At 68.5% G+C, this 24,635-nt stretch carries 20 protein-coding genes; 9 read left to right on the plus strand and 11 right to left on the minus strand.

The window, feature by feature from the left end:
• Nucleotides 1–39: 39 nt before the first annotated feature.
• Nucleotides 40–492, plus strand: a complete 453-nt coding sequence (locus PE061_RS02820; RefSeq protein ID WP_271257706.1) for a MarR family winged helix-turn-helix transcriptional regulator — start codon at nucleotides 40–42, stop codon at nucleotides 490–492.
• A gap of 6 nt (nucleotides 493–498) precedes the next feature.
• Here the strand turns inward: PE061_RS02820 and PE061_RS02825 are convergent, their stop codons facing one another.
• From PE061_RS02825 to PE061_RS02845, 5 genes are all read right to left on the minus strand, one after another.
• Nucleotides 499–1,101: a hypothetical protein gene (locus tag PE061_RS02825; RefSeq protein WP_271257707.1), complete on the minus strand. Its 603-nt coding sequence runs from the start codon at nucleotides 1,099–1,101 to the stop codon at nucleotides 499–501.
• Complete coding sequence (locus PE061_RS02830; RefSeq protein WP_271257708.1) at nucleotides 1,098–2,147, minus strand: hypothetical protein; 1,050 nt, start codon at nucleotides 2,145–2,147, stop codon at nucleotides 1,098–1,100. The genes PE061_RS02825 and PE061_RS02830 overlap by 4 nt, the downstream gene beginning before the upstream one ends.
• Nucleotides 2,148–2,165: 18 nt before the next feature.
• Nucleotides 2,166–3,383, minus strand: a complete 1,218-nt coding sequence (locus PE061_RS02835) for an acyl-CoA dehydrogenase family protein (RefSeq protein WP_271257709.1) — start codon at nucleotides 3,381–3,383, stop codon at nucleotides 2,166–2,168.
• Nucleotides 3,384–3,403: 20 nt separating this feature from the next.
• The gene (locus PE061_RS02840) at nucleotides 3,404–4,228 is read right to left on the minus strand and encodes an alpha/beta fold hydrolase (protein WP_271257710.1); all 825 of its coding nucleotides are present in this window, start codon (nucleotides 4,226–4,228) and stop codon (nucleotides 3,404–3,406) included.
• A 226-nt stretch (nucleotides 4,229–4,454) separates the two neighbouring features.
• The gene (locus tag PE061_RS02845) at nucleotides 4,455–7,103 is read right to left on the minus strand and encodes a TonB-dependent receptor (protein WP_271257711.1); all 2,649 of its coding nucleotides are present in this window, start codon (nucleotides 7,101–7,103) and stop codon (nucleotides 4,455–4,457) included.
• A gap of 166 nt (nucleotides 7,104–7,269) precedes the next feature.
• On the opposite strand from PE061_RS02845, the gene PE061_RS02850 reads away from it, so the two are divergent.
• On the plus strand, nucleotides 7,270–7,911 hold the full coding sequence (locus tag PE061_RS02850) for a TetR/AcrR family transcriptional regulator (RefSeq protein WP_271257712.1): 642 nt from the start codon (nucleotides 7,270–7,272) through the stop codon (nucleotides 7,909–7,911).
• A gap of 41 nt (nucleotides 7,912–7,952) precedes the next feature.
• Here PE061_RS02850 and PE061_RS02855 read toward each other — a convergent pair whose 3' ends face one another.
• Entirely contained in the window at nucleotides 7,953–9,521 is a 1,569-nt protein-coding gene (locus PE061_RS02855) for a lysine--tRNA ligase (protein ID WP_271257713.1), read from the minus strand.
• An 83-nt stretch (nucleotides 9,522–9,604) separates the two neighbouring features.
• Between PE061_RS02855 and PE061_RS02860 the strand changes: the two genes are divergently transcribed.
• Nucleotides 9,605–12,370, plus strand: coding sequence for an ATP-dependent DNA helicase (locus PE061_RS02860; protein WP_271257714.1), 2,766 nt, complete (start codon nucleotides 9,605–9,607; stop codon nucleotides 12,368–12,370).
• Nucleotides 12,367–12,906, plus strand: a complete 540-nt coding sequence (locus PE061_RS02865; RefSeq protein ID WP_271257715.1) for a SixA phosphatase family protein — start codon at nucleotides 12,367–12,369, stop codon at nucleotides 12,904–12,906. The genes PE061_RS02860 and PE061_RS02865 overlap by 4 nt, the downstream gene beginning before the upstream one ends.
• A 23-nt stretch (nucleotides 12,907–12,929) precedes the next feature.
• Here the strand turns inward: PE061_RS02865 and PE061_RS02870 are convergent, their stop codons facing one another.
• The 3 genes from PE061_RS02870 to PE061_RS02880 all read right to left on the minus strand — a co-directional run bounded on the left by PE061_RS02870 (nucleotide 12,930) and on the right by PE061_RS02880 (nucleotide 16,797).
• A complete protein-coding gene (locus PE061_RS02870) occupies nucleotides 12,930–14,171 on the minus strand; it encodes an alpha/beta hydrolase (RefSeq protein WP_271257716.1) in 1,242 nt (413 codons plus the stop codon).
• Nucleotides 14,172–14,275: 104 nt separating this feature from the next.
• A complete protein-coding gene (locus PE061_RS02875) occupies nucleotides 14,276–16,189 on the minus strand; it encodes a potassium transporter Kup (RefSeq protein ID WP_271257717.1) in 1,914 nt (637 codons plus the stop codon).
• A gap of 161 nt (nucleotides 16,190–16,350) precedes the next feature.
• Nucleotides 16,351–16,797: an Lrp/AsnC family transcriptional regulator gene (locus PE061_RS02880; protein WP_271257718.1), complete on the minus strand. Its 447-nt coding sequence runs from the start codon at nucleotides 16,795–16,797 to the stop codon at nucleotides 16,351–16,353.
• A gap of 132 nt (nucleotides 16,798–16,929) precedes the next feature.
• On the opposite strand from PE061_RS02880, the gene ald reads away from it, so the two are divergent.
• The gene (gene ald / locus PE061_RS02885) at nucleotides 16,930–18,033 is read left to right on the plus strand and encodes an alanine dehydrogenase (RefSeq protein ID WP_271257719.1); all 1,104 of its coding nucleotides are present in this window, start codon (nucleotides 16,930–16,932) and stop codon (nucleotides 18,031–18,033) included.
• A gap of 73 nt (nucleotides 18,034–18,106) precedes the next feature.
• On the opposite strand, the gene PE061_RS02890 is transcribed toward ald, so the two are convergent.
• Nucleotides 18,107–18,712: an outer membrane protein gene (locus PE061_RS02890; RefSeq protein WP_271257720.1), complete on the minus strand. Its 606-nt coding sequence runs from the start codon at nucleotides 18,710–18,712 to the stop codon at nucleotides 18,107–18,109.
• A 202-nt stretch (nucleotides 18,713–18,914) separates the two neighbouring features.
• Nucleotides 18,915–20,663, minus strand: a complete 1,749-nt coding sequence (locus PE061_RS02895) for an acyl-CoA dehydrogenase (RefSeq protein WP_271257721.1) — start codon at nucleotides 20,661–20,663, stop codon at nucleotides 18,915–18,917.
• Nucleotides 20,664–20,713: 50 nt separating this feature from the next.
• On the opposite strand from PE061_RS02895, the gene PE061_RS02900 reads away from it, so the two are divergent.
• The 4 genes from PE061_RS02900 (at nucleotide 20,714) to PE061_RS02915 (ending at nucleotide 24,564) form a co-directional block, all read left to right on the plus strand.
• A complete protein-coding gene (locus tag PE061_RS02900) occupies nucleotides 20,714–21,664 on the plus strand; it encodes an L-threonylcarbamoyladenylate synthase (RefSeq protein ID WP_271257722.1) in 951 nt (316 codons plus the stop codon).
• A 70-nt stretch (nucleotides 21,665–21,734) separates the two neighbouring features.
• Nucleotides 21,735–22,421 (plus strand): aquaporin Z, encoded by a 687-nt coding sequence (gene aqpZ / locus PE061_RS02905; protein WP_271257723.1) that lies wholly within the window; start codon nucleotides 21,735–21,737, stop codon nucleotides 22,419–22,421.
• A 120-nt stretch (nucleotides 22,422–22,541) separates the two neighbouring features.
• Entirely contained in the window at nucleotides 22,542–22,991 is a 450-nt protein-coding gene (locus tag PE061_RS02910; protein WP_271257724.1) for a hypothetical protein, read from the plus strand.
• An 85-nt stretch (nucleotides 22,992–23,076) separates the two neighbouring features.
• Nucleotides 23,077–24,564 (plus strand): flavin-containing monooxygenase, encoded by a 1,488-nt coding sequence (locus tag PE061_RS02915; protein WP_271257725.1) that lies wholly within the window; start codon nucleotides 23,077–23,079, stop codon nucleotides 24,562–24,564.
• The last annotated feature ends 71 nt before the right edge of the window (nucleotides 24,565–24,635 follow it).

Consider the following 24,635-nt stretch of genomic DNA (forward strand, 5'->3'; position numbering starts at 1 on the left):
ATGAAGGGCCGGGGATCGGACGGGAGGAGGGGAAGTCGCGTGAAGGCGGACGAGTTCGATCTCTCGACCTTCCTTCCCTATCGCCTCGCGCTGCTTTCGCGCGCCGTGCAGTCGCTGCTGTCGTCCGCGCTCGACGAATGCGGCCTCACCGTCGCGCAGTGGCGCGTCTATCTTTGCCTCGTGCGGAACGGTCCGTCGACGCTCAACGAGATCGTCGCGTTCACGCGCCTGCCGCAGTCCTCGCTCAGCCGCTCCATCGCGCGCATGGACGAGCGCGGCCTCGTCCGCAGCGGCCGCAATCCGGAGGATCGCCGCCGTTCGGTCATCGCGATCACGCCCGCCGGGCGGCGCCAGCTCGCCAAGGCCATCGCGGCGGTCAACCGGACCTGCGACGGCGCCCTGTCGCTGGCGCCCGAAGAACGCGCGCGCTTCGGGACGACGGTCGAATATCTGATCGACAGGCTCGCCGCGTACACGCCCGCCGCCGATTGAAGGCGCTCAATCGAGATCGACAGTGACCAGCGAGGCGGGCCGATAGTGGGCGGAGGCGAACCGGCTGCGGTCGACCGCGTCCGGGATCGGCATACGCTCCGTCCCCGAGCGCCGCGCGACCTCGGCGACGGCGGTTTCATAGGCCTCGCGGGCGATCTCGTAGAGCGCGAGGAACGGCGCCGGCGCGGCAGCGCCCGAAACGGCGAAGCGCTGCGCCGAGACATAGCCCGGAACCGCCAGCACATCGCGCAGGTGCCGCCCCGAATACCAGGCGTCGTATTCCGCTTCCCGCCCGGCGAGCGGCGCCGAGAACACGAGGCACTGGACGCAGTCGGTCGCGGATACCCTGTCGCCTCCCGCGAGGCGCGGCGTCATCGGCGTTCCCCGAAGGACGTCGGCGGTTTCCTGCGCGTGCGCGGACGCCCAGCCGGTCCGCGCGAGCAGGCGGTCCTGCACCTTCACGGGATCGCACCAGACCTTGAAGATCGCGGCCTGCGCCCAGAGGCCCGGACCTGCCGCGGACGCGAACATGCCGCGGGACAGGTTCGGCGCGAGCCCCGTGTCATCGCCGCGCGCGTCGAGGATCAGCAGCAGCCGTCCGGCCGTCATGCCTCCGCCGGAAAGCACAGCACGCCCCGATCGACCACCTTGATGTCGTCGATCATCACCGTGGTGTGGCGCAGGGGAATATCGAAGTGGTTCTGCGTGTCGCGCTTCGCGACGTGGCTGGCGCCGATGCCGACGAGGAAATTGCCGGCGAACGCGCGCGCCTCGATGCAGTTGGTGTCCGCCTTGTCGTACATGGCGAGCGCTTCCCACCGCGCGGCGGGCGCCATGCCCCAGCCGAAGTGCGAGGTCGTCAGCGCGTTCACCTCGTTCCACGCCGCCGAATAGGTGCGGAACAGGTCGGCGTCGACGCCCTCGCCCTCGACCGCGACGATGATGTCGCTTTCGATCACGAGCGTCATCGGCCGCTCGGCATAGCGCTTGAACGTGCAGTTGATGTCGCCGGTATCGACGACGATCCTGCCGTTCACCGCGCCCGCGGCCGGGTGCGAGACGATGAGCCCGCCCGGCCAGTGCCCCATCGTGCCGGGTTCGGTGACGATGCCGGTGATCCGCACCGGGACCTGTCCGGCAAGGTCGACCGTGAGGTCGGTTCCCGCGGCGGACGTGACCCGCATCGTCCGGCCCGCGGCGAGAATCTTGTGGTTGCGGTGGATCGCCTCGACATCGGCGTCGCTGAGCGACAGCCGCTCGAGCGCTTCGGGATGCTCGTTCAGGATATACATCGCCCGCACGCCCGAGCCGAGGATCTCGCGCAGTTCGGGCGAATGCAGCATCCCTTCCATCGTCAGGTCGAGGATCATGTCGCACGGCGCGAGGCCCTTCAGGATCGGCCCCAGCCCGCGCAGCGCGCCGGACGTGCCCGTCGAGCGCGTCGGCACGACCGTCGTGACCGGCGGCGTCGTCGCCACCAGCTTGAAATGCCGCGCGCCGATCATGCCGAGCGCCAGTTCGACGAGATGCACGTTGATCTCGCGCGACTGCGTTTCACAGACGATCCCGACGAAACTGTCCTCGGTTATGCCGCAGCGTTCCAGAACCTTCTGGAACATGCGGATCCACTTGGCCTCGATCCTGTCTGCGAACATGGCGGCTTCCTCCCCGGCTCAGCTGAGACGCGTGTTGGCGTCGAGACCGACCATGACCCGGCCGAGCGGCTCGAACGCGGTGTCCTGGTCGAAATAGAAGTGGTTCGCCATCATCGTGATGTCGCGCAGGTAGCGCTGCATCGGCTGGTCGCGCATGAACGCGCTCGACCCGGCGGTCGCCGCGACGAACTGCACGATCTCGCGCGACTCGTTGGCGACCCAGGCGCATCCCGAGCGCACCATCACGCGCTGTTCGGGCGTCAGCGGGCCTTCCGTCGCCCACTCCAGCAGGCGGCGGGCCAGCGAATAGAGATATTGCTCGGCGGCATCGACGCGGACCTTCGCCTGCGCGAGGCGCACCAGCGAGGGGATGTTGTTGATCGTCTGCGTCCCCATCACCGGGCTCACGTAGCCCCGCACCTTCTTGTGGAATTCGTCCACCGCGCCCTTCGCGATCGCCACCTGCGGGGCGGTCGCGCCGAAGATCATGCTCACGAACTGCGGCACGCGGTATTGCGGGGCGTCGTACATCTTGAAGCCCTGGCCGTTGCCGGCGATGCTCGCGTCGAGATCGGCGGTGCGATATTCCGGCACGAAGATGTCGGGATATTCGACGTCGTGACTCCCGGTCGCGCACATGCCGGACGTGAACCACGTGTCATGCACGACGACGTCCGCGCGCGGCACGAGGAATTCGCGCATGGCCGTCTTCGCTTCCTCGCCGGGTTCCGGCTCCACCTTGGTGCCGACGAGAATCCATTCCGCGTGGTTGATGCCGGTCGCCCAGCGCGAGCGGCCGCTCAGGATATAGCCGCCCTCCACCTTGCGCGCCTTCACGTCGGCGGGCGCGAGCAGGACGGGGCCGATGCCGAAGCCGCGCCGTCCGTAGATCTCCTGCTGGGCCTGTTCCGGAAGCAGGAGGTAGAGCCAGTTGTGCAGGATGAAGAAGGAGAGCTGCCAGCCCACCGAGCCGTCGCCCTGGCCGAGCGCGACGATTACGCGGCACTGCGTTTCCCAGTCGAGCTGATAGCCGCCGCGCTGCTTGGGGACGAGGATCTTGAAGAAGCCGGCGTCGGCCGCCTCGGCGATCGTCTCGTCGGAGATGCGGCGGGCGCGTTCGTTGTCGGCGGCGCGTGCCGCGATCCGCGGCGCGAGATCGCGCGCTGCGGCGATCAGGCGGGCACGCACCTCGTCGTCGGTCTCGACTTCGATCTTCGTCTGGCTGAGAGTCTGCACTGTCGAATTCCTATCCGCGATTATGTCTGGGAATGAATGGCTGGGACGCCCTCGAGAAACGTGAGGAGCGCGTGATTGAAGGCTTCGGGCTGTTCGATGTTGGAAAGGTGCCCGGCGTTCGGGATCACCGCGAGCCGGGCGCCCGGAATGGTCCCTGCCAGGTCCTCGGCATCGGCGATCGGCGTCAGCGTGTCGTCGGCGCCGACGATCACCAGCGCGGGCACGTCCACCTCGTCGAGACCGGCGGGATCGGGCGCGTAGGCGAGGAGTTCGATCGCCTTCAGGTACATCACCTTGTGCAGGCGCTCCATGCTGTCGATCAGCTGCTCGAGCGCGCCGGGCTGCGCCGAGGGCGAGACGAGCGAGCGCGCCACCGGCCCCGCGATGTCGCGCGGCTCCTTGCCCTCCAGCAGCGGCTGCTGCCGGGACCGCACGAATTCGGCGAGGCGCTGCGGATCGGCGGCGCGGCGGCGGCGGCTTGCGTCGCACAATGTCAGCGAGGCCACGCGCTCCGGATGCAGCCGCACGAAGTGCATCGCGAGCTTGCCGCCCATCGACAGGCCGACGATGTGCGCCTTCGCCGCGTCGAAATGATCGAGCACGCGCACGAGATCGCCGCTCATCGCCTCGAAGCTGAGCGGACCGTCGTAGTCGTCGCTGTCGCCCCAGCCGCGCGCGTCCCACGCGGCGACGTGGAAGCGCTCGGCGAGCGCGGGCATGGTGTCGCGCCAGTTGCGCCTGTTGCCGCCGATGCCGTGCAGGAGGACGACGAGCTCGCCGCATCCGCCGTGCTCGACGGCAATGCAGGGATCGGGACCGATCCGGATCGTCTCGAACGCGCTCATCGTTGTTTCCACCCCCGCATCCCGCAGCCCGTGCTTGCCGCCGGGCCGTCCCTCGCATCGCCGTTCCGGCAGCAGCACTTTACATGCTGTCAAGTTACACTGTCCTTAGACTCGACTTTACATAGTGTCAAGTGACCGTGTGCGATTCCCGGTCCATGTGAAAAGGGCGCCCCGCAGTTCGCGGGACGCCCTTCCTGCTTTGGCCCTGCTTTGGCGATGCAGGTAATCAGTCGCCGATGCGGTAGGTGAGGCGGATGCCGAAGGTGCGCGGCATTCCCATCGTGCGGGCGAAGAAGTCTTGCCCCTGGTAGGTGCTGGTCACATAATCCTTGTCCATCAGGTTCTTCACCCAGAACGAGGCATCCCACTTCCGGTCCGGACCGTAGATGCCGAGGCTCATGTTGACGAGCCCGTAGGACGGCACGGTGTGGTTGTCGCCGACATCGGGCAGCTTGTTGCCGCCGAGCAGACCGAACGACCGGCTCTGGTATGTTGCGGCCACCGTTGCGTTGAAGCCGAGAGTCTCGTTCAGCGGCCCGTCGTAGGAGAGGATGGCGCTGCCCTGGAATTTGGGCGCGTAGGCGAATTCGAAGCCTTCGTAATCGAGCGGGCGTGCCTTGGAATCGCGGCCGCAGCCGAAGTGCTGCGTGCCGGCGCACGCCGGCATCTTCGTGACCGATGTTTCAAGCCGCGTGCCCGAAAGCGTCGCGGTGAAATTCTCGGTCACGGCCCAGCTGAGGCTCGCGTCGATGCCGTAGGATTCCGATTTCGGCACGTTGATCAGCACGGGCAGCGCCGTGAAGATCACGTCCGGGAAATAGGCCTGCATCTGCTTGTCGGTGTAGTCGTAGTAGAAGGCGCTGACGTTCGCCTGCACGCGCCGGTCGAACAGCGAGAGCTTCGCGCCCGCCTCGTAGGACATCAGCTCTTCCTGCTTCACCGGCGTCAACTGCACCGCGTTGTTGGCGGACGTCGACGGCAGCACGCCGGCGAGATAGCCCTTCGCCGCGGTGACATAGAGAAGCTGGCCCGGGCCGACCTTCCAGTTCAGCCCGGCCTGCCAGGCGAGATTGTTCTCGGTGAGCTTCTGCTGCACGAGACCGAAGGCGCCGGTTTCGGCATTGAAGGTTATGCAGCCGGTGGCGTCGGTGGGCGCGGGCGGGCTCACGGCATGGCCGTTCCGCATGTAGTAAACGTACCGGAACACCGTGTCCCAGATGTAGTACTGGTTGCTGAAGCCCGGTCCGGTGCCGGGGTCCGATGATCCGCCGCACGATGCGCCGGTCTGCTTCTGGTGCGAGTAGCGGACGCCGCCCTGCGCCGTCAGCGAGTCGGTGAGCGCCCATTCGAGATGCGCGAACGCGCTCCACAGGTCGCCGTTCAGCGCGCCGTTGCTGGCGCCGTTGCGGAAGCCCTCCGAGATCTGCGCCGCCGTGTAGCTGCGCGGATTGAAGGTTCCGCCCGGCCCGGTCACGCAGCCGCCGGGAAGCCCTGTGCCCGCGCCTGAAGGGAGTGCCGCCCCCGTCGGAAGCTGGCAGTTCTCCGCCCGCGCGAACAGCGAACGCAGGTTGCTCACGGTGAACAGGTCGTCGAAGAGACCGGGTGCGACGCTGCGCACGCGGTCATGGCCGTAATAGCCGCCGACCATCCATCGCACCGCGCCGGTTTCACCCTCGAGACGCAGTTCCTGGAAGATGTTGCTGCTGTCGCCGCCATCGGCGAACACGCTCATCTCGAAGGGCGTGCCGCTGACTGCGACCGGCTCATACGAGTTGAGCGAGTTGTATCCCGAAAGCGAAATCAGGCTGATGTCGTCGCCCAGTTTCCATGTGGCGTGCAGCACGGTGCTGACGAACTCGTTGTCCTTTTCAAGTGTGCCGAGCGCCTGCGAATACAGTCCGTGGCCCGCCGTGCCGTAGCGGGTCAACGCACCCTGCGGCCCTTCCGCGATCCAGTCGGCCGCCGAATTGGAATTGCGACCCGCCGCCTGCCACGCCGTATCGAACGCGGCGAAATAGGGCGCCACGCGCCAGACCGCCGGATTCGCCGTGTAGGGATTGGTGATATAGGTGGCGTACTGCTGCGCCTGCGTGTCGGAACGGTCGCGCCAGTAATTCACCGTGAACAGGAAATCGAGCGTGTCGCTCGCCCGCCATGCCACCTCGGCGCGGGCGCCGAGCCGGTGCTTTTCGCCGAGCCGGTCGCCGGGGCGCGTGAAGCTCTTCTGCCAGCCCTTGTCGCTGTCCTCGGTGCGGAACGAGAAGCGGGTCTTCAGCGCGTCCGTGATCGGGATGTTGATATAGCCTTCGAGATTGCGGGTCTCGTAATTGCCGACCTCGACGGTGAATCCCGCGCCGAAATGATCCTGCGGCTTGTTGGTGATGAGATCGACGAGGCCGCCCGTGGTGTTGCGTCCGTAGAGCGTGCCCTGCGGCCCCTTCAGAACCTCGACGCGCTCGATGTCGAACATCGGGCCGCCGTTCATCGACGGGAACACGTAGGCGGCCTGATCGACATAGGTGCCGACCGGCGATGTCGAGGACGGCGAGATCACCGCGAAACCGATGCCGCGCAGCGTATAGATCGGCAGGCCGCTTCGCGATTGCGACACGGTGAAGCCGGGCACGACCGTGGTCAGGTCGGATACGCTCGTCACCCGCGCGTTTGCCAGCGTTTCGCCCGAAAATGCCGCGATCGACATGCCGACGTCGTTGATGGACTGCGAACGGCGCTCGGCCGTCACGATGATTTCCTCGAGTCCCGCTACGCTTTCGGCGGGTTCTGCCGCGTTGCCTTGTGCCAACGCCATGCTGCTCGATGAACCGATGAGCGCAAGCCCGAGCCAAACGGACTTGACGGCAAACTCCTTCTTCATTTCGTCCCCCTCCGCATCAGAAAACACCATCTTTTCGCCGGGCACCACGAGGCATTCGGCAAGCCCGTGTTCAGGCCAGCCGCTACCGGGCGCTCATACCCCCTTGCATTGGGCAGCGATTCTCTTGACAATATGTCAAGGCAATAACTAGGCGTGAGTTTACATAGTGTCAAGTCCATCTCCGCTCTCGACGCGCGAGCGCATTCTCGATGCAGCCCAGAAGCTCGTCCGGCGCGGCGAAGGCATTGTTTCCATGGCCGCCATCGCAAAGGCGGCGGGGCTGTCGCGGCAGGCGCTGTATCTGACCTTCGCCGATCGCGCCGACCTCTACGTGGCGCTGGTGCGGCGCGTCGACGAGGCGCGCGGCATTCCCGAAGAGTTCGCGAAGGTGCGCAATGCGCCCGACGCTGTCGCCGCGATTCGTGCGCTCGTCGATATGCAGGCACGCCTGCTGCCGCTCGTGAAGCCGATCGCCGATGTTTTCGAGCTCCTGCGCAGGCAGGACCCGGACGCCGAGCGCGCCTGGCAGGACCGGCTCGACAGCCGGCGGGACCAGTGCCGGTACATCGTCGAGCGTCTCGTCGAGGAAAAGCGGCTACGGCCCGATCTCAGCCCCGGGATCGCTGCCGATCTCGCATGGAGCCTCACGTCCTTCCGCATGTGGGACGAGCTCGTGGTGCAGTGCGGCTGGACGGCGGAGCGCTACGGGACCTACGTGTCCGCACTGATCGAGAACGCAATCGTTGCGCCGCGAAGCCGGCCGGCGCCGTCACGACAACGGCGACCCAAGCCCGGCGCGAAGCCGTGACCGTGCGGCGGGCCCGGCCTTCGCCGGGCTGACCGTGCAGATCAGGCCAGCGCCTCGGCGATCAGCCGCCGCGTGTTCGCGACGCCGTAGAGCGCGATGAAGCTCCCCATGCGCGGCCCTTGCGAGGAGCCGAGCAGCGTCTCGTAGAGCGCCGCGAACCAGTCGCGCAGCGTATCGAACCCGCCTTCCTTGCCGACGGCATAGACCTCGTTCTGGATCGTCTCGGCCTCCGCGCCCTCGGGCAGCGCCGCGAGCCGCGCGTCGAGGTCGCGCAGCGCCGCCGCCTCGCGCGCGTCGGGCTTCCTCCGCTTCAGGGTCGGCGCGACGAAATCGCGGTTGTACGCGAGCGCGTGGCCGATCAGCCGGTCGACCTCCGGATACTTGTCCGCGCTCGCGCCCGGCACGTAGTTGCCGAGGTATGCCCAGACCTGCGCGCGGTCCGCGTCCGCGCCCATCACGCCGACGAGGTTCAGCAGCAGCCCGAACGTCACCGGCATCGGCGCGTCCGGCACCTTGCCGCCGTGGATATGGTGCACGGGATTGCCGAGCTTCTTGTCGAGCGGCTGCGCCGGGTAGTTGGCGCGGAACTGGAAATACTCGTCCACCGCGCGCGGGATGACGCCGACGTGGAGCTGCTTGGCGCTCTTCGGTTCGCGGTAGGCGTAGAAGGCGACGCTCTCCTCGGGGCCGTAGGTCAGCCAGTCGTCGAGCGCGAGGCCGTTGCCCTTCGACTTGGAGATCTTCTCGCCCTTCTCGTCGAGGAACATCTCGTAGATCAGCCCCTCGGGCTTGCGGCCGCCGAGCACCTTGGCGATGCGGCCGGACTGCACGCCCAGATCGGTCAGGTCCTTGCCGTACATCTCGTAGTCGACGTCGAGCGCCACCCAGCGCATCGCCCAGTCGACCTTCCATTGCAGCTTGGCGCCGCCCGAGAGGATGCAGTGCTCGTGCGCGCGGCCGTCCTCCTCGAAGCGGATGAGTCCGGCGGCGGCGTCCACCACTTCGATCGGCACCTGCAACACCTTGCCCGAGACGGGGCTGATGGGAAGCACCGGCGAATAGGTGCGGCGGCGTTCCTCGCGCAGCGTCGGCAGCATGATGTCCATGATCGCCTGATAGTTGGCGAGGACGTTCCGGAGCTGGTCGTCGAAGCGGCCCGACGTGTAGTAATCCGTCGAGCTGGCGAACTCGTATTCGAAGCCGAAACGGTCGAGGAACGCGCGCAGCATCGCGTTGTTGTGGTGCGCGAAGCTTTCGAACTTCCCGAACGGATCGGGGATGCGCGACAGCGGCTCGCCGAGGTGCGCGGTCAGCATCGCCTGGTTGGGGACGTTGTCCGGCACCTTCCTGAGCCCGTCCATGTCATCCGAGAAGGCGACGAGGCGCGTCGGTACGTCCGACAGCTCGGCGAAGGCGCGGCGCACCATCGTCGTGCGCAGCACCTCGTTGAACGTGCCGATGTGCGGCAGGCCCGAGGGGCCGTAGCCGGTCTCGAACAGCACGTGGCCTTTCGCGGGCGCGCCGCCTTTCAGGCGCGCCAGCACCTTCCGGGCTTCCTCATAGGGCCAGGCTTTGGAAACGAGGGCGGCGGCGCGGAGGTCATCTGTCATGGCGGGACACGCGCTAGCGGCAGCGGGCCGCAAGGGCAAGGTTTCGCTTGCGCGCTTGGGCTTCGCTCGCCGAAAACGGGCGCGTGACGACCGTTCCCCTCCCCTGGCCCGCGCTCCACATCGGGCTCGACGGCATCTGGCTTGCCGATGGCGAGGGCGCGCGCCGGGTGGACCGGCAGGCGGCGATCCGCCTGCTCGCCGACACGCCGACGCTGCTCGTAAACGCCCCGCTCGTCGCCTCGAAGCTCGGCTACCCGGAAGCCTCCGGCCTCGACGTGCTGGAGTTGTTCGCCTTCGTGCATCCCGCGCGCTTCGCCGTGCCGACCGTGCACGGCCTCGCCGCGCTCCTCGGCCTCGATTCGGCGCACGACGGCGCGGCGGAGGCGCGGCTGCTCCGCGCCGTCGCCGAAACGCTGCTGACGCAGGTCCAGGGCGGCAAGTGGGACCGCGCGCCGGGCGCGTGGAACACCGCGCGCGCCCTGTCGCGCCTCAAGTGGCCGTGGGCGCCCGCCGTGCTTTCCGCGCTCGGCGAGCCCCGCGATCATGACCGCTCCGTCTTCACCAGCCTGCCGAAGTGGGAGGAAGGCGCGCCGCCCGCCCCCGTCCGCGAGGTGGAGATCAGCGGCGAGGAAGCCGCCGGCCGTCTCGCGCTGCTCACCGGCAGCGGCGCCGAGGAACGCCCCGGCCAGCGCGCCTACACCGTGGCCACCGCCGGCGCCTTCCGCCCGCGCGAAATCCGCGACGCCCCGAACGTCGTGCTCGCCGAGGCGGGCACCGGCATCGGCAAGACGCTCGGCTACCTCGCCCCCGCCTCGCTCTGGGCCGAGCAGTCGGGCGGCACCGTCTGGCTCTCCACCTACACGAAGGCGCTGCAACGCCAGCTCGACCACGAAACCGCCCGCCTCTACCCGGACCCGCGCGTCAAGGCATCGCGCGTCGTCGTCCGCAAGGGCCGCGAGAACTACCTCTGCCTGCTCAACCTCGAGGACGCCGTGCAGGGCGGCTTCGCGGGCCGCGCGGGCATCTACGCGCAGCTCGTGCAGCGCTGGGCGATGTACAGCCGCGACGGCGACATGGTCGGCGGCGACCTTCCCGGCTGGCTCTCCGGCCTGTTCGGCCGGAACGCGCGCGCGAGCCTCACCGACCGGCGCGGCGAGTGCGTCTACGCGGGCTGCCCGCACTATCGCCGCTGCTTCATCGAGCACGCCGTGCGCGGCACGGCGGACGCCGACCTCGTCATCGCCAACCACGCGCTCGTCATGGTGAACGCGGTGCGCGGCAAGAGCGAAGGCCGCGGCATGAGGCGCATCGTGTTCGACGAGGGCCACCACCTGTTCGACGCCGCCGACAGCGCCTTCGCGATGGCGCTCACCGGCGGCGAGGCGATCGAGCTGCGCCGCTGGATCATCGGCCCCGAGAAGCGCAGCAAGGGCCGCCGCCGGGGCCTCGCCGCGCGCCTCGGCGATCTCGTCGCCTTCGACGGCGAGGGCGCGATGCTGCTGGAGGACGCCGTGCACGCCGCCGCCGCGCTCCCTGCCGACGGCTGGCTCGGCCGCGTCGTCGAGGGCACGCCGGAAGGCCCGCTCGAACGCCTGCTCGCCGCCGTGCGCGCGCAGGTCTACGCCCGCGCCGACGCGGCCGAGACCGGCTACGGCCTCGAAACCGAGGTCGTCGCGCTGCAACCCGCGCTCATCGACGCGGCCGACACGGCGGCGCGCGCGCTGGAAGCCGTGTCGGTGCCGCTGGTGAAGCTCGCGCAGCGCCTCGAAGCGCTCGTCGAGGAAGCGCCGGACTGGCTCGACGGCGCCGGCCGCGCCCGCGTCGAGGGCGCGCTTTCCGGCCTCGCGTGGCGGCTTGGGCTGATCGGCGCGTGGGTGCAGCTCCTCGCGCGCATGGGCGGCCCCGCCGACCCGGATTTCGTCGACTGGCTCGCGCTCGAGCGCATCGACGGGCGCGAGATCGACGTCGGCATCCGCCGCCACTGGCTCGATCCGACAAAGCCCTTCGCCGAGGCCGTGCTGAAGCAGGCGCATGGCGCTGTCATCACCTCGGCGACGCTGCGCTCGCGCATCACCGACGACACCGCGCCCGACGCCGACTGGCGCGACAGCGAGGCGCGCACCGGCGCCGCGCACCTGCCGCTGCCGCCCGTGCGCTTCTCGTCGCCGAGCCCGTTCGACTACGCCCGGCAGGCGCGCGTCCTCATCGTCACCGACGTGCAGCGCGGCAACGTCCCGGCGCTCGCGGGCGCGTACAGGGCGCTGATCTCCGCGTCGCGCGGCGGCGCGCTCGGCCTGTTCACGGCGATCTCGCGGCTGAAGGCCGTGCACGCGCGCATCGAGGAGAGCCTCGCCCGCGAAGGCCTGCCGCTGTTCGCGCAGCATATCGACCCCATCGACGCGGGCACGCTCGTCGACATGTTCCGCGCCGATCCCGCCGCCTCGCTGCTCGGCACCGATGCCCTGCGCGACGGCGTCGACGTGCCCGGCGATTCGCTCCGCCTCGTCGTCCTCGAAGGCGTGCCGTGGCCGCGCCCCACCGTGCTCCACGCCGCGCGCCGCGCTGCGTTCGGCGGCAAGACCTACGACGACCTCGTCGCCTCCGGCCGCATGGCGCAGGCGTTCGGGCGGCTCATCCGCCGCGCCAGCGACCGGGGCACGTTCGTGCTGCTCGGCGCCGCCGTTCCGAGCCGCCTGTGCCAGGCGTTTCCGGACGGTGTGACCGTGGAGCGAGTGCCGCTGGACGAGGCCGTGCGCATCGTGCGCGAGATGTCCGCGCCTGCTCCCGCACCGACACGAAATCTTCCGATGACACCGGACGCGACATCGGGCATCAGCGCCGCGACATGAAGACGATCTTCCTGCTCCGCCACGCCAAATCCAGTTGGGACGACCCCGTCGAGCGGGACTTCGACCGCCCCCTTAACACGCGCGGCCGCCGCGCCGCCGAGACGATCGGCCGCTACCTGCGCGACGAGAGCCTCGCCTTCGACCGCGTCGTCGCCTCGCCCGCGGTGCGGGTCATCGAGACGCTGGACGGCGTGGAGGCGGGCGCGGGCCGCCGCCTCGGCGCGAGCTTCGACAAGCGCGTCTACATGGCCTCCGCGCCGACGCTGCTCGACATCGTCCACGAGACGGACGCGGACGCCGAAACCCTGCTCCTCGTCGGCCACAACCCCGGCCTCGAAGACCTCGTCTTCCTGCTGACGCCCGCGGGCAGCGGCGCGCTCCGCAAGGAGGTCGACATCAAGTATCCCACCGCCACCCTCGCCGAGATGCGCTTCGACGCGGAACGCTGGGAAGACGTCGACGAGGGCAAGGGCGAACTCGTCCGCTTCATCCGCCCCCGCGACCTCGACGCGGCGCTGGGGCCGGACGGGACGTAGGCCGCGATCCCCGCGCGCCGCTCTCAGCGCCCTTGGGGGCGGAGGCCCTTTACCAGCTTGCCGAACTCGCGCGCCGTTTCGCCGGCGGCGCGGTCCGCTTCCTTGGTCACGGCGGTTTGCTGCAGGAAGCCGTGGGGGAGGGCGGAATATTCGAGATAGACGGTCGGAACGCCTGCCTTCTTCAGCGCGTCCGCGTAGGCCCTGTCGGAATCCCGCAGCGGATCGAAGCCCGCCGCGGCGACGAGCGTCGGCGGCATCTTCGCGAAATTGCCGGCCAGGATCGGCGAGATTTCGGGCTGGGACAAATCCATGCCCGGAAACACCTTGCGGTGCACGTAATCGGTGAACGGAACATCGAGGCCGAACCCCTCCCAGAACAGGCGGGATGACACGTAGTGGACGCGCATGTCCGCAACGCTCCGGTTGTCGACCGCCGCATAATAGAGAAGCTGGCAGGCGGGGCTCGGCTTGCCGGCCTTCCGGGTCCGCGCCGTCACCACGACCGACATGTTGCCGCCGGCGCTGTCGCCGCCCACGCAGATGCGCGATGCGTCTCCTTGCAGCCGGTCCGCATTCGCGACGGCCCAGTCGAACGCGTCTTCCGCGTCGTTCCATGATGCCGGGTAGGGATTTTCAGGGGCGAGCCGATAGTCCGTCGAAATGATCATCACCCCGGCCTCGTCGGCCAGCCGCCGCATCGAGCGGTCCACGGCTTCGATGTTGCCGAACAGCCAGCCGCCGCCGTGGTAATAGACGAGGATCGGCAGCGCCCCCGCCGCCTCGGGCCGGTAGATGCGCACGGGGATCAGCTTGCCGTCACGCGCAGTCACCGTCTCGTCGCTCACCGACGCCAGGTCGGGACCGGGCCGCGTTCGGCTGATCCACTGCTGGTTGGCGCCCTGTCTGATCGCAGCGGCGCTTGCCGGGTCGTCAAAGGGGTCCGCTTCCGGCTGCTTCGGCTCCGCCTGCGCTTCCTTGGCCTTGGCCTCTTCGGCTTCCTTGGCCGCGGCTTCCCTGCCCTCGTGGAAGAGATACTGCATCCGGAGGTCCAGCGTCTGACCGTCCATGACGATGCGCTTGCCGCCGACCTGCTCCAGGACCCAGCTGTCCGGTCTGGCGGCCAGTTCGGCGATCTTCAGGGCCTCGGGGTCCGCGGTTGCTGCGGAATCGGCGGTTGCTGCGGGCGCGTCCGCCGGCTTGTCCTGCCCGCAGGCCGAGATGGCGAGGGCGAGGGCGGATATTGCGAATGACTGTCTGTGGAACACCTTGGCCTCCCGAATGTGCCGTCCGATCGTGCGGCACACGCTATTGACCGGGCAATGCCGTATGCGGGCAATCCTCCGCGGCAGATGGGTAAGCCGACGCTTCCCTAAATCTCGATCTGGCTGCCCAGCTCCACCACCCGGTTCGTCGGCAGCTTGAAGAACTCCATCGCCGTCGCGGCGTTGCGCAGCATCCATGCGAACAGCTTCTCGCGCCAGATCGCCATGCCCGGCCGCGGCGCCGCGATCAGCGTCTGGCGGGAGAGGAAGAAGCTCGTCTGCATCATGTCGAACTTCGGCCCGCAGGCGTTCACGGGGGAGAGCGCCTTCGGGATGTCCGTCTCCTGCATGAAGCCGTAGCGCAGCTTCATGCGGTAGAAGCCCTGCCCGAGGTCCTGCGTCTCCACCACGTCGCAGGTCTCCACGTAGGGCACGTCCTCGATCGCCACGGTGAGCACGATCACGCGCTCGTGCAGGATCTTGTTGTGCTTCATGTTGTGGAGGAGGGCGTGCGGCACGCCGGTCGGCTCGGAGGACATGAAGATCGCCGTGCCCGGCACGCGCGTCGCGCTGCTGGCCGCCGATTTCACGAAGATCTCCATCGGCATCGCGGCTTCCTGCATCCGCCGCCGCATCAGCAGGCGGCCCTTCGACCATGTCGTCAGCATGGTGAAGGCGACGATGCCGACGAGAAGCGGGAACCAGCCGCCGTCCGGCACCTTGGTGAGGTTCGCCGCGAAATAGGCACCGTCGACCACGAAGAAGATGCCGAGCAGCGGCACCGCCAGCCACGGCTTCCACTTCCACAGCGAGAACAGCACCACCGCGAGCAGGCAGGTGTCGATGAACATCGCGCCCGTCACCGCGATGCCGTAGGCGGCGGCAAGGCTGCTCGAATTCTGGAACATCAGCACCAGCAGGATCACCGCCGCCATCAGCAGCCAGTTGATGACCGGGATATAGATCTGCCCCTGCGTCGAGGCGCTGGTGTGTTTGATGGTGAGGCGCGGCATGAAGCCGAGCTGGATCGCCTGGTGCGTCACCGAGAAGGCGCCCGAGATCACCGCCTGGCTGGCGATGAAGGTCGCCATCGTCGCGAGCACGACGAGCGGCAGGCGGAAGCCTTCGGGCGCGAGCAGGAAGAACGGGTTGCGGATCGCCTGCTCCGCCTCGGCGGCGGGCAGGCTGATGATCATCGCCGCCTGCCCCATGTAGTTGAGGAGGAGCGCGGGCATCACGAACCAGAACCACGAGATGCGCAGGGGCCGCCGCCCGAAGTGCCCCATGTCGGCATAGAGCGCTTCCGCGCCCGTCACCGCGAGCACCACCGAGCCGAGCGCGAGGAAGGCGAGGCTGCCGTCGATCATGAAGAACTGGATCGCGTACCACGGGTTGATCATCGCGAGGATGATCTCCGGGTGGTGCACGATCTTGCCCATGCCGAGCGCGCCGATCGTCACGAAGTAGACGAGCATGATCGGGCCGAACCACGCCCCGACCTTCGCCGTGCCGCGCGATTGCAGCAGGAACAGGAACACCAGCAGCCCGACCGCGATCGGCAGCACCAGCGGCTCCATGCCCGCGCGCACGACGGTGATGCCCTCCACCGCCGACAGCACCGAGATCGCCGGCGTGATCATGCTGTCGCCGTAGAACAGCGCCGTCGCGAACACACCGAGCAGGATGATCAGCGGCCCGATCCGGGAATGCGCCGTGCGCCGCGAGATCAGCGCCAGCAGCGCGAGGCTGCCGCCCTGCCCCTTGTTGTCCGCGCGCATCAGGATGGTGACGTACTGGATGCTCACCACCAGCGTCATCGACCAGAAGATCAGGCTGATGACGCCGTAGACGTGCATGGTGTCGAGCGCGAGCGGGTGGTGGCCCACGAACGTCTCGCGGAAGGCGTAGAGCGGCGAGGTGCCGATGTCGCCGAACACGATGCCGATGGCGGCGACCGCGAGCTTGGCGATGCCGTCGTGGCGGTCGGAGGCCGACGCGTGCGGGTTGTGGGGTCCGGTCATGGACGGTGCGGGATCGGCGCCGCGGTCAGCGGGCCTCGGCCCTCTGGTCCTCATATTGCCGGGTCATGCGACTCATGCCTCGCGATGCTTTCGTTCCGAACCGAAACGGCGGCGGTGACTAGCATAGCGTGCCGCACTGCACAATGGGCGACCGGAATCCGCTACTCGCCGGCGATCTTGCGGATGCTCACCTGCGTCACCAGCCGCTGCACGCCGGGCAGCGCGGCCAGCAGCTCGCGGTGCACGCGCTCGAAGCTGTCGCCCTCCTTCACGAGGATTTTCAGCATGTAGTCCGAATCCCCGGTGATGAGGTGGCCCTCGGCGATCTCGGGGGCGCGCGCCACCGCGGTCTCGAAGGCGGCGAGCGTTTCCTTGCGCTGGTCGGTCAGCGTCACCGCGACATAGACGGCGGACGGGTTGCCCCGCGCCTCCGGCGACAGCACCGCCCGGTAGCCGCGGATGAACCCCGAGTCCTCCAGAATCTTGACGCGCCGGTGCGCCGCGGACGCCGAAAGCCCCACGCGGCTGCCGAGCTGCTCGCTGGTCAATCCCGAGTCGATTGCAAGCTGGGCGATAATCTTGCGGTCTATCTGATCAAGATCGGACAATTTCCCGAAATCCTCTTCTCCATCGGGATAATCTCTACACCAAAACCCTCGCCGCCGACAACTTCACAAACTTTTCCGACACGATTTCCGGTAGATTCCCCGCCATTCGATCGGGATGAGGGAGAACAGGCCATGCGCGTCGGGGTGCCGAGGGAGATCAAGGTTCACGAATACCGGGTCGGCATGACGCCCGCCTCGGTCGCCGAGCTGACGCAGGCGGGCCACGAGGTCTTCGTCGAGACGGGCGCGGGCAGCGGCATCGACTTCGGCGACGACGCCTATGTCGCGGCCGGCGCGAAGATCCTGCCGACGCCGCAGGAGGTGTTCGCCGCATCCGACATGATCGTGAAGGTGAAGGAGCCGCAGCTCCACGGGATCGCGTGGCTGGAGCCGCGCCACACGCTGTTCACCTACCTGCACCTCGCCGCCGACAAGCCGCAGGCCGAGGCGCTGATGAAATCGGGCGCGACCTGCATCGCCTACGAGACGGTGACGAACGCGCAAGGCCGCCTGCCGCTCCTCCAGCCGATGTCCGAGGTCGCGGGCCGCATGGCCGTGCAGGTCGGCGCGCACTATCTCGAAAAGGAGCAGGGCGGCCGCGGCATCCTGCTCGGCGGCGTGCCGGGCGTCGCACCCGCCAAGGTCTCGATCCTCGGCGGTGGCGTCTCCGGCTTCAACGCGGCACAGATGGCGGTCGGCCTCGGCGCCGACGTGACGATCTACGACGTCTCGTCCACGCGCCTCGCCGAGCTCGACGCGCTGTTCCAGAACCGCATCAAGACCGTCTACGCGAGCGGCGCCGCCGTCGCCCGCGCCGCCGAGAACTCGCACCTCATCATCGGCTGCGTGCTGATCCCCGGCGCCGCCGCGCCGAAGCTCGTGACGCGCGAGATGCTGAAGACGATGAAGCGCGGCGCGGTGCTCGTCGACGTCGCCATCGACCAGGGCGGCTGCTTCGAGACCTCGCGGCCCACGACGCACAGCGATCCCGTCTACACGGTGGAGGGCGTCATCCACTACTGCGTCGCCAACATGCCGGGCGCCGTCGCGCGCACGTCCACCTTCGCGCTCAACAACGCGACGCTGCCGTTCATCGTGAAGCTGGCGAAGCTCGGCCCGGAGGCGGCGATGCGCGCCGACCCGCATCTCAGGAACGGCCTCAACGTGGCGGGCGGCTTCATCACCTACAAGGCGGTCGCCGACGACCTCGCCCTCGCCTACCGCGCGTGGGAATAGACGGTTTCATCCCGGGCAAAAGAAAGGGCCGGAGGCGATACCTCCGGCCCAACTGTTTTCGGACCGGCAATGGTCAGAAGCGGAACGCGAGTCCCGCCAGGACCTGATCGGCCGCATAGCCGCCGTCCATGTCGCGGTGGCGGTATTCGGTGCGGATGCTCGCCGCCTCGTTGAGGCCGTATTCGAGACCGCCGCCGTAGAGGATGCCGTCCGACCAGCCCTTGTCGCTCGCCGAGGCCACGCCCTGGATGGTCGAGACCGTGGAGACGCGCGTCCGCTCGGCGCCGTAGCCGAGGCGGCCGTAGACGAGCAGGTTCGGCGTCGCGAGGAAGCCCGCGCGCGCGCTCACGTCGTAGTTCCACTTGGGGTCGATCTCGGCGGTGAGCCCGGCGACCGGCGTGCCGCGCAGCGTCTTGCCGCCGAAGCCGATGCCGGCCTCGACGCCGACGATGACATTCTGGCCGACGCCGTAGTCGTAGCCGGCGAAGATGCCGTAATCGATGCCGTCGCGGTTCTTTTCGAAATCCTGAACTCCGGGCAGGCCGAAGTCGAGATCGACCGACCGCTTGCCCCAGCCGATCTGGCCGCCGACGAACGCGCCGCCGATGGCAGCGTCCTGAGCAAGCGCGGACGCCGGGAGAAGGGCGGTCGCGAGCGCGGCAAGAATGAGCTTTTTCATGAATACACCTCTACAAAAATTGCACTGCCCGCAGGCCTGAGGCTGCGGACGGCGGCAGAGGTGGTGGCGAATTGCGGCCGTGAAATGGCGCGGCGGCACGGCTTCGGCGAACGACTGTCGAGAACGGGACGAACAACAGACAGGCTTCGACAAACGACGTTCAGCGCACGTTAAACCGTCATATCGGGTGGCAAAGAGGCCTCTAAAGCGCCTCTTCCGGAATCGCGAACAGCGTCTCCGCCCCGCGCGTCACCGGCCCCAGCAGCGCCGCCGCCTGCGGCAGGAACTGCTCGGCGAAGAAGCGCGCGGTGACGATCTTGGCGTTCAGGAAGGCCGGATCGCCCTCGCCCGCCGCGCGCCGCCGCGCCGCCGCCGAAGCCTGCTTCGCGAGCAGCCAGCCGCCCACGGTGAGGCCGAACATGCGCAGGTACGGCGTCGCCCCCGCGGCATTGTCGTCAGCGCCGCCGGCCGCGCCGCCGTCTGCAAGCCACGTCGTCGCGCTTTCGAGCGCGGCGAGCGCGTCTTCGAGATAAGGCACCAGCCCGCCCTGATCGCCGGCCGCGAACAGCACGAAATCCGCGCGCATGTCGGCGAACAGGCTCTTCCAGCGCCCCTGCGGCAGCTTGCGTCCGACGAGGTCCATCGCCTGGATGCCGTTGGTGCCTTCGTAGATCGGCGCGATGCGCGCGTCGCGGTAGTGCTGCGCCGCGCCCGTCTCCTCGATGAAGCCCATGCCGCCGAAGATCTGCACGCCGAGGCTCGCGACCTCGACGCCGACATCGGTCGAGAACGCCTTCGTCACCGGCGTCAGCAGGTCGGCGAGGCCCTGCGCCTCACGCTGCGCCGCCTCGTCGGTCTCGGCGTGCGCGCGGTCGACGGCGGCGGCGTTGAGATACGTCAGCGCCCGCGCCGCCTCGGTCAGCGACCGCATCGTCATCAGCATCCGCCGCACGTCGGCGAATTCGATGATGCGGCGCACCTGCACGCGCTCCTTCGCGTAGGCGAGCGCGTGCTGATACGCGCGCTCGGCGATGGAGACGCCTTGCAGGCCGACGTTGATGCGGGCGTGGTTCATCATCGTGAACATGGCGCGCATCCCGGCGTTCTCGTCGCCGATCATGTAGCCGACGCAATCGTCGTCATCGCCGTAGCTCATCGTGCAGGTCGGCGAGGCATGGATGCCGAGCTTGTGCTCGATCGAGACGCAGCGCAGGTCGTTGCGCGCGCCCAAGGAGCCGTCCGCGTTCACGAGGAACTTCGGCACGATGAAGAGGGAAATGCCCTTGGTGCCCTTCGGCGACCCTGGCGTGCGCGCGAGGACGAGGTGGATGATGTTCTCCGCCACGTCATGCTCGCCCCACGTGATGAAGATCTTGGAGCCCTTGATGCGCCACGTGCCGTCCGGCGCGGGCGTCGCGGTGGTGCGGAGCGCACCGACGTCCGAGCCCGCCTGCGGCTCGGTGAGGTTCATCGTGCCGGTCCATTCGCCCGAGACGATCTTGGTGAGGTAGGTCTGCTTCTGGTCCTCGGTGCCGTGCGCCGTCAGCGCCTCGATCGCGCCCTGCGACAGCATCGGGCAGAGCGACAGCGCCATGTTGGCGCTGGTCAGCTGCTCCTGCACGGCCGTCGCCAGCGCGAATGGCAGCCCCTGCCCGCCGTAGCCCGGATCGGCGCCGAGCGTCATCCAGCCGCCCTCCACATAGGCGGCATAGGCCTCGCGAAAGCCCGCGGGCAGCGTCACCGCGCCGTTCGCGAGCGTCGCGCCCCCGGTGTCGCCGGGGCGGTTGAGCGGCGCGAAGACCCCGGCCGAAAGCTTGCCCGCCTCTTCGAGGATGGCATCCGCGAGGTCCGGCGTCGCGGCCTCGAAGCGGGGCAGCCGCGCGAGGCCGGGCAGGTCGGCGACGGTTTCGAGGACGAAGCGCTGCTCGGTGACGGGGGCGGTGTAGGTCATAGGCTATCTATCGCTTGTGAGAGGAAACGGCGCGGGTATAGCGGGGGGCTGTGAGCGGGCAACCTGATCTTTTCGGCACTGAAACCGCGCTGCCGGACGCGGCGGGCCTTGCGCGCGCCGCCGCGCTGCTGCGCGCCGGCGAGGTCGTCGCGCTCCCCACCGAGACTGTCTACGGCCTCGCCGCCGATGCCACGAACGCCGAAGCCGTCGCCCGCATCTATGCCGCCAAGGGCCGCCCCGCGTTCAATCCGCTGATCGCGCATGTGAGCGGCGTTGACATGGCGGCGGCGCACGTGGAGGTGACGCCGCTCGCCCGCCGCCTGATCGACGCGTTCTGGCCGGGGCCGCTGACGCTCGTCCTGCCGAAGCGCCCCGAAAGCACCGTCGCCGCCATCGTCACCGCAGGGCTCCCGACCCTCGCCGTGCGCTGCCCGGATCACCCGGTGCCGCAGGCCTTGATCGCCGCGCTCGGGCGCCCGCTCGCCGCGCCGTCCGCCAACGCCTCCGGGCAGATCAGCGCGACGCGCGCCGAACACGTCCTCAAGACCCTCGGCGGCCGCATCCCGCTCGTCATCGACTGCGGCGCGTGCAGGGGCGGCATCGAATCGACGATCGTCGCGGTGGAGGCGGGCCGCCTCCGCCTGCTGCGCCCCGGCGGCGTCCCGCGCGAGGCGCTGGAGGCCTTCGCGCCGCTCACGCTCGCGGGCGGCCGCATCGAGGCCCCCGGCATGATGGAGAGCCACTACGCCCCCTCGAAGCCGCTCCGTCTCGAAGCCGAAAGCGCCCGCGCAGATGAGTTCCTGATCGGCTTCGGCCCGGTCGCGGGCGACGTCAGCCTCTCCCCGGCGGGCGACCCGGTCGAGGCCGCCGCGCGTCTGTTCGACTGCCTGCACGCCGCCGACGCCAGCGGCGCGCGCGCCATCGCCGTCGCGCCCGTTCCGCCCGAAGGCCTCGGCGCCGCGATCAACGACAGGCTCCGCCGCGCCGCCGCGCCGCGCTGATTCTCCAAGGCTTCCGAATGTGTTATGGGAGGGCGCCGCACGCGATGCGGCCCTTCAGGGGAGCGATAGCATGTTCGATCTCAAGAAACTGACAGCGGAACTCTTCGGCACCTTCTGGCTCGTCCTCGGCGGTTGCGGCAGCGCCGTGCTCGCCGCGAAATTCCCGGAGGTCGGCATCGGCCTCGCCGGCGTCGCGTTGGCGTTCGGTCTCACCGTGCTCACCGCCGCCTTCGCGCTCGGCCCGATCTCCGGCGGCCACTTCAATCCGGCCGTCACGCTCGGTCTCGCCGCGGGCGGGCGCTTCAAGTGGCAGGAGGCCCCCGGCTACATCGTCGCGCAGGTGGTGGGCGCCATCCTCGCCGCCCTGCTGATCTACACGATCGCGAGCGGGCAGGCGGGCTACGCGGGCGGCCTCGCCTCCAACGGCTACGGCGAGCACTCGCCGGGCGGCTATTCGATGACCGCGGCGCTGTGGACCGAGATCGTGATGACCTTCGGCTTCCTCATCATCATCCTCGGCGCGACGGCAAAGCGCGCCTCGCCGGGGTTCGCGCCCATCGCCATCGGCCTTGCGCTGACGCTCATCCACCTCATCAGCATCCCGGTGACGAACACGTCGGTGAACCCGGCGCGCTCCACCGGCCCGGCGCTCATCGAGGGCGGCATCGCCCTCCAGCAGCTCTGGTTCTTCTGGGTCTATCCGATCGTCGGCGGCCTCGTCGCCGGCTTCGTCTACAAGTTCCTCTGGGAGGAATGATTCCGGGCGGGAGGGGCGCGGCCGCGCTCCTCCCCCTGCCGCAAGGCCGCCCGACGCAAAGCCATTGACAGACTCCTTATTGCGAATGATTATCATTTTTATCGCAACGAGGATCGCATCATGGCGACGATTGTCGAAACAGCCGAGTTCCACGGCGGGCCGTGGCTGAACCTGCCGCCCGACAGCCAGACGATATTGTGGGCGCTGCGGCGGCTCGTCATCGGCTGGCCGCGCCCGCCCTGTCTCCACGCGGCGCTGATCGAGGCCTACGGCGACAACGCCTGCGGCATCGAGCATCTGCTGCGCTGCCTGCTCACGGGCATCGCCATGCACGGCCGGCGGCGGCTGGAGATCGGCGCGCCCTGCTGCGCGGCGCTGCTTCCGCACGAAGCCGAACTGCTGGAAGCCATCGGGCTCGACGGCGCCGAAGCCGATCCCTCCGCGCTGGTCAGGCTCTGCGACAACCCCGCGGCCGCGCGGCTTTCGGTGCTTGCCGCCGGTATCGGCGCGGCGGTGGCCGATGCCCATACCGCCCGGCTTCGCACATTCCCGGTGCGTGCTGCGCATTAGGCCCGGTGCGCGCTGCGCATTAGGAGAGTTTCCGTTCGCCCCGGCCTGATTTATGTTCCGCTCAAATTGGCGGAAGAGGGACCGCATGACCGAACATTTCGACATGATCGTCGTTGGCGCCGGCATCTCGGGCATCGGCGCCGGCGTTCACCTGAAGAAGCACTGCCCGGACCGCAGCTACACGATTCTCGAAGGCCGCGCGGGCATCGGCGGCACGTGGGACCTGTTCCGCTATCCCGGCATCCGGTCGGACAGCGACATGTACACGCTGGGCTTCAACTTCAAGCCGTGGACCGACCAGAAGGCGATCGCCGACGGTCCCTCGATCCTCCGCTATCTGGACGAGACCGCGCGCGAATACGGCATCTACGAGCACATCCGCTTCGGCCACCACGTCGAGGCCGCCGCGTGGGACTCGTCCGCGGCGCGCTGGACGGTGACGGCGCGCGCGGACGGCAAGCCCGTGCAGTTCACCTGCAACTTCCTCTACATGTGCTCGGGCTACTACCGCTACGAGGCGGGCTACACGCCGCACTTCGAGGGCGCGGAAAGCTTCCGGGGCCGCATCGTCCACCCGCAGCACTGGCCGCAGGACCTCGACTATGCGGGAAAGCGCGTCATCGTCATCGGATCGGGCGCGACCGCCGTCACGCTCGTTCCCGAAATGGCGAAGGCCGCGCACGTCACCATGCTGCAGCGCTCGCCGACCTACATGATCTCGCGCCCCGCGGAGGACCGCCTCGCCAACTGGCTGCGGCGCTGGCTGCCGCCGATGCTCGCCTACAACATCGTGCGCTGGCGCAACGTCGCCATGCAGCAGTGGGTGTTCCGTCTGGCGCGGACGAAGCCCGAGAAGCTGAAGAAGAAGCTGCTCGGCGGCGTCCGCGACCTGCTCGGCCCCGGCTATGACGTGAAGACGCATTTCACGCCGACGTACAACCCGTGGGAACAGCGGCTTTGCCTCGTTCCCGACGACGACCTGTTCGACGCCATTCGCGAAGGCCGCGCCGAGGTCGTGACCGACCACATCGACCGCTTCACGGAAACCGGCATCCTCCTCAAGTCCGGAAAGACGCTGGAGGCGGACGTCATCGTCACCGCCACGGGCCTCGACCTCCTGTTCATGGCGGGTATCGACGTGACGCTCGACGGGCGGAAGGTCGCGTTCCCCGAAACCTACGGCTACAAGGGTATCATGTTCTCGGGCGTCCCCAACCTCGCGGTGGCGTTCGGCTACACCAACGCCTCGTGGACGCTGAAGGCGGACCTCACCAGCGAATATCTGTGCCGCGTCCTCAACCACATGAAGGAGACCGGCACCGACGTCGCGACGCCGACGCTGGACGACCCGGACATGGACTCCGAGCCGTGGATCGACTTCTCCTCGGGCTATTTCAAGCGCGGGCTTCACCAGTTCCCGAAGCAGGGCAAGACGCTGCCGTGGCGGCTCAACCAGAACTATGCCGGCGACGTGAAGATGTTCCGCCACGCCCCCGTCGACGACGGCGTGCTGCGCTTCAGCAAGGCGGCGGGCGCATCGGCGCAGGCGCCCGAGGCGATCGCGGCGGAGTAGGAAATCGTTTTCCTACAGCAGCTTGCCTGCCGCAGCCCACGCCTGAAAGGTCACACTGAAAGAAAACGCGA

Origin of the sequence: Sphingosinicella microcystinivorans, from assembly GCF_027941835.1 — a bacterium.
Lineage (GTDB): Bacteria > Pseudomonadota > Alphaproteobacteria > Sphingomonadales > Sphingomonadaceae > Sphingosinicella.

What these genes read in the sequence shown, in the direction of transcription:
- PE061_RS02825 (WP_271257707.1), bottom strand. Translation starts at nt 1,101, where the DNA reads ATGACGGCCGGACGGCTGCTGCTGATCCTCGACGCGCGCGGCGATGAC.
- PE061_RS02830 (WP_271257708.1), bottom strand. Translation starts at nt 2,147, where the DNA reads ATGTTCGCAGACAGGATCGAGGCCAAGTGGATCCGCATGTTCCAGAAG.
- PE061_RS02840 (WP_271257710.1), bottom strand. Translation starts at nt 4,228, where the DNA reads ATGAGCGCGTTCGAGACGATCCGGATCGGTCCCGATCCCTGCATTGCC.
- PE061_RS02845 (WP_271257711.1), bottom strand. Translation starts at nt 7,103, where the DNA reads ATGAAGAAGGAGTTTGCCGTCAAGTCCGTTTGGCTCGGGCTTGCGCTC.
- PE061_RS02855 (WP_271257713.1), bottom strand. Translation starts at nt 9,521, where the DNA reads ATGACAGATGACCTCCGCGCCGCCGCCCTCGTTTCCAAAGCCTGGCCC.
- PE061_RS02865 (WP_271257715.1), top strand. Translation starts at nt 12,367, where the DNA reads ATGAAGACGATCTTCCTGCTCCGCCACGCCAAATCCAGTTGGGACGAC.
- PE061_RS02875 (WP_271257717.1), bottom strand. Translation starts at nt 16,189, where the DNA reads ATGACCGGACCCCACAACCCGCACGCGTCGGCCTCCGACCGCCACGAC.
- ald (WP_271257719.1), top strand. Translation starts at nt 16,930, where the DNA reads ATGCGCGTCGGGGTGCCGAGGGAGATCAAGGTTCACGAATACCGGGTC.
- PE061_RS02890 (WP_271257720.1), bottom strand. Translation starts at nt 18,712, where the DNA reads ATGAAAAAGCTCATTCTTGCCGCGCTCGCGACCGCCCTTCTCCCGGCG.
- PE061_RS02895 (WP_271257721.1), bottom strand. Translation starts at nt 20,663, where the DNA reads ATGACCTACACCGCCCCCGTCACCGAGCAGCGCTTCGTCCTCGAAACC.
- aqpZ (WP_271257723.1), top strand. Translation starts at nt 21,735, where the DNA reads ATGTTCGATCTCAAGAAACTGACAGCGGAACTCTTCGGCACCTTCTGG.
- PE061_RS02910 (WP_271257724.1), top strand. Translation starts at nt 22,542, where the DNA reads ATGGCGACGATTGTCGAAACAGCCGAGTTCCACGGCGGGCCGTGGCTG.
- PE061_RS02915 (WP_271257725.1), top strand. Translation starts at nt 23,077, where the DNA reads ATGACCGAACATTTCGACATGATCGTCGTTGGCGCCGGCATCTCGGGC.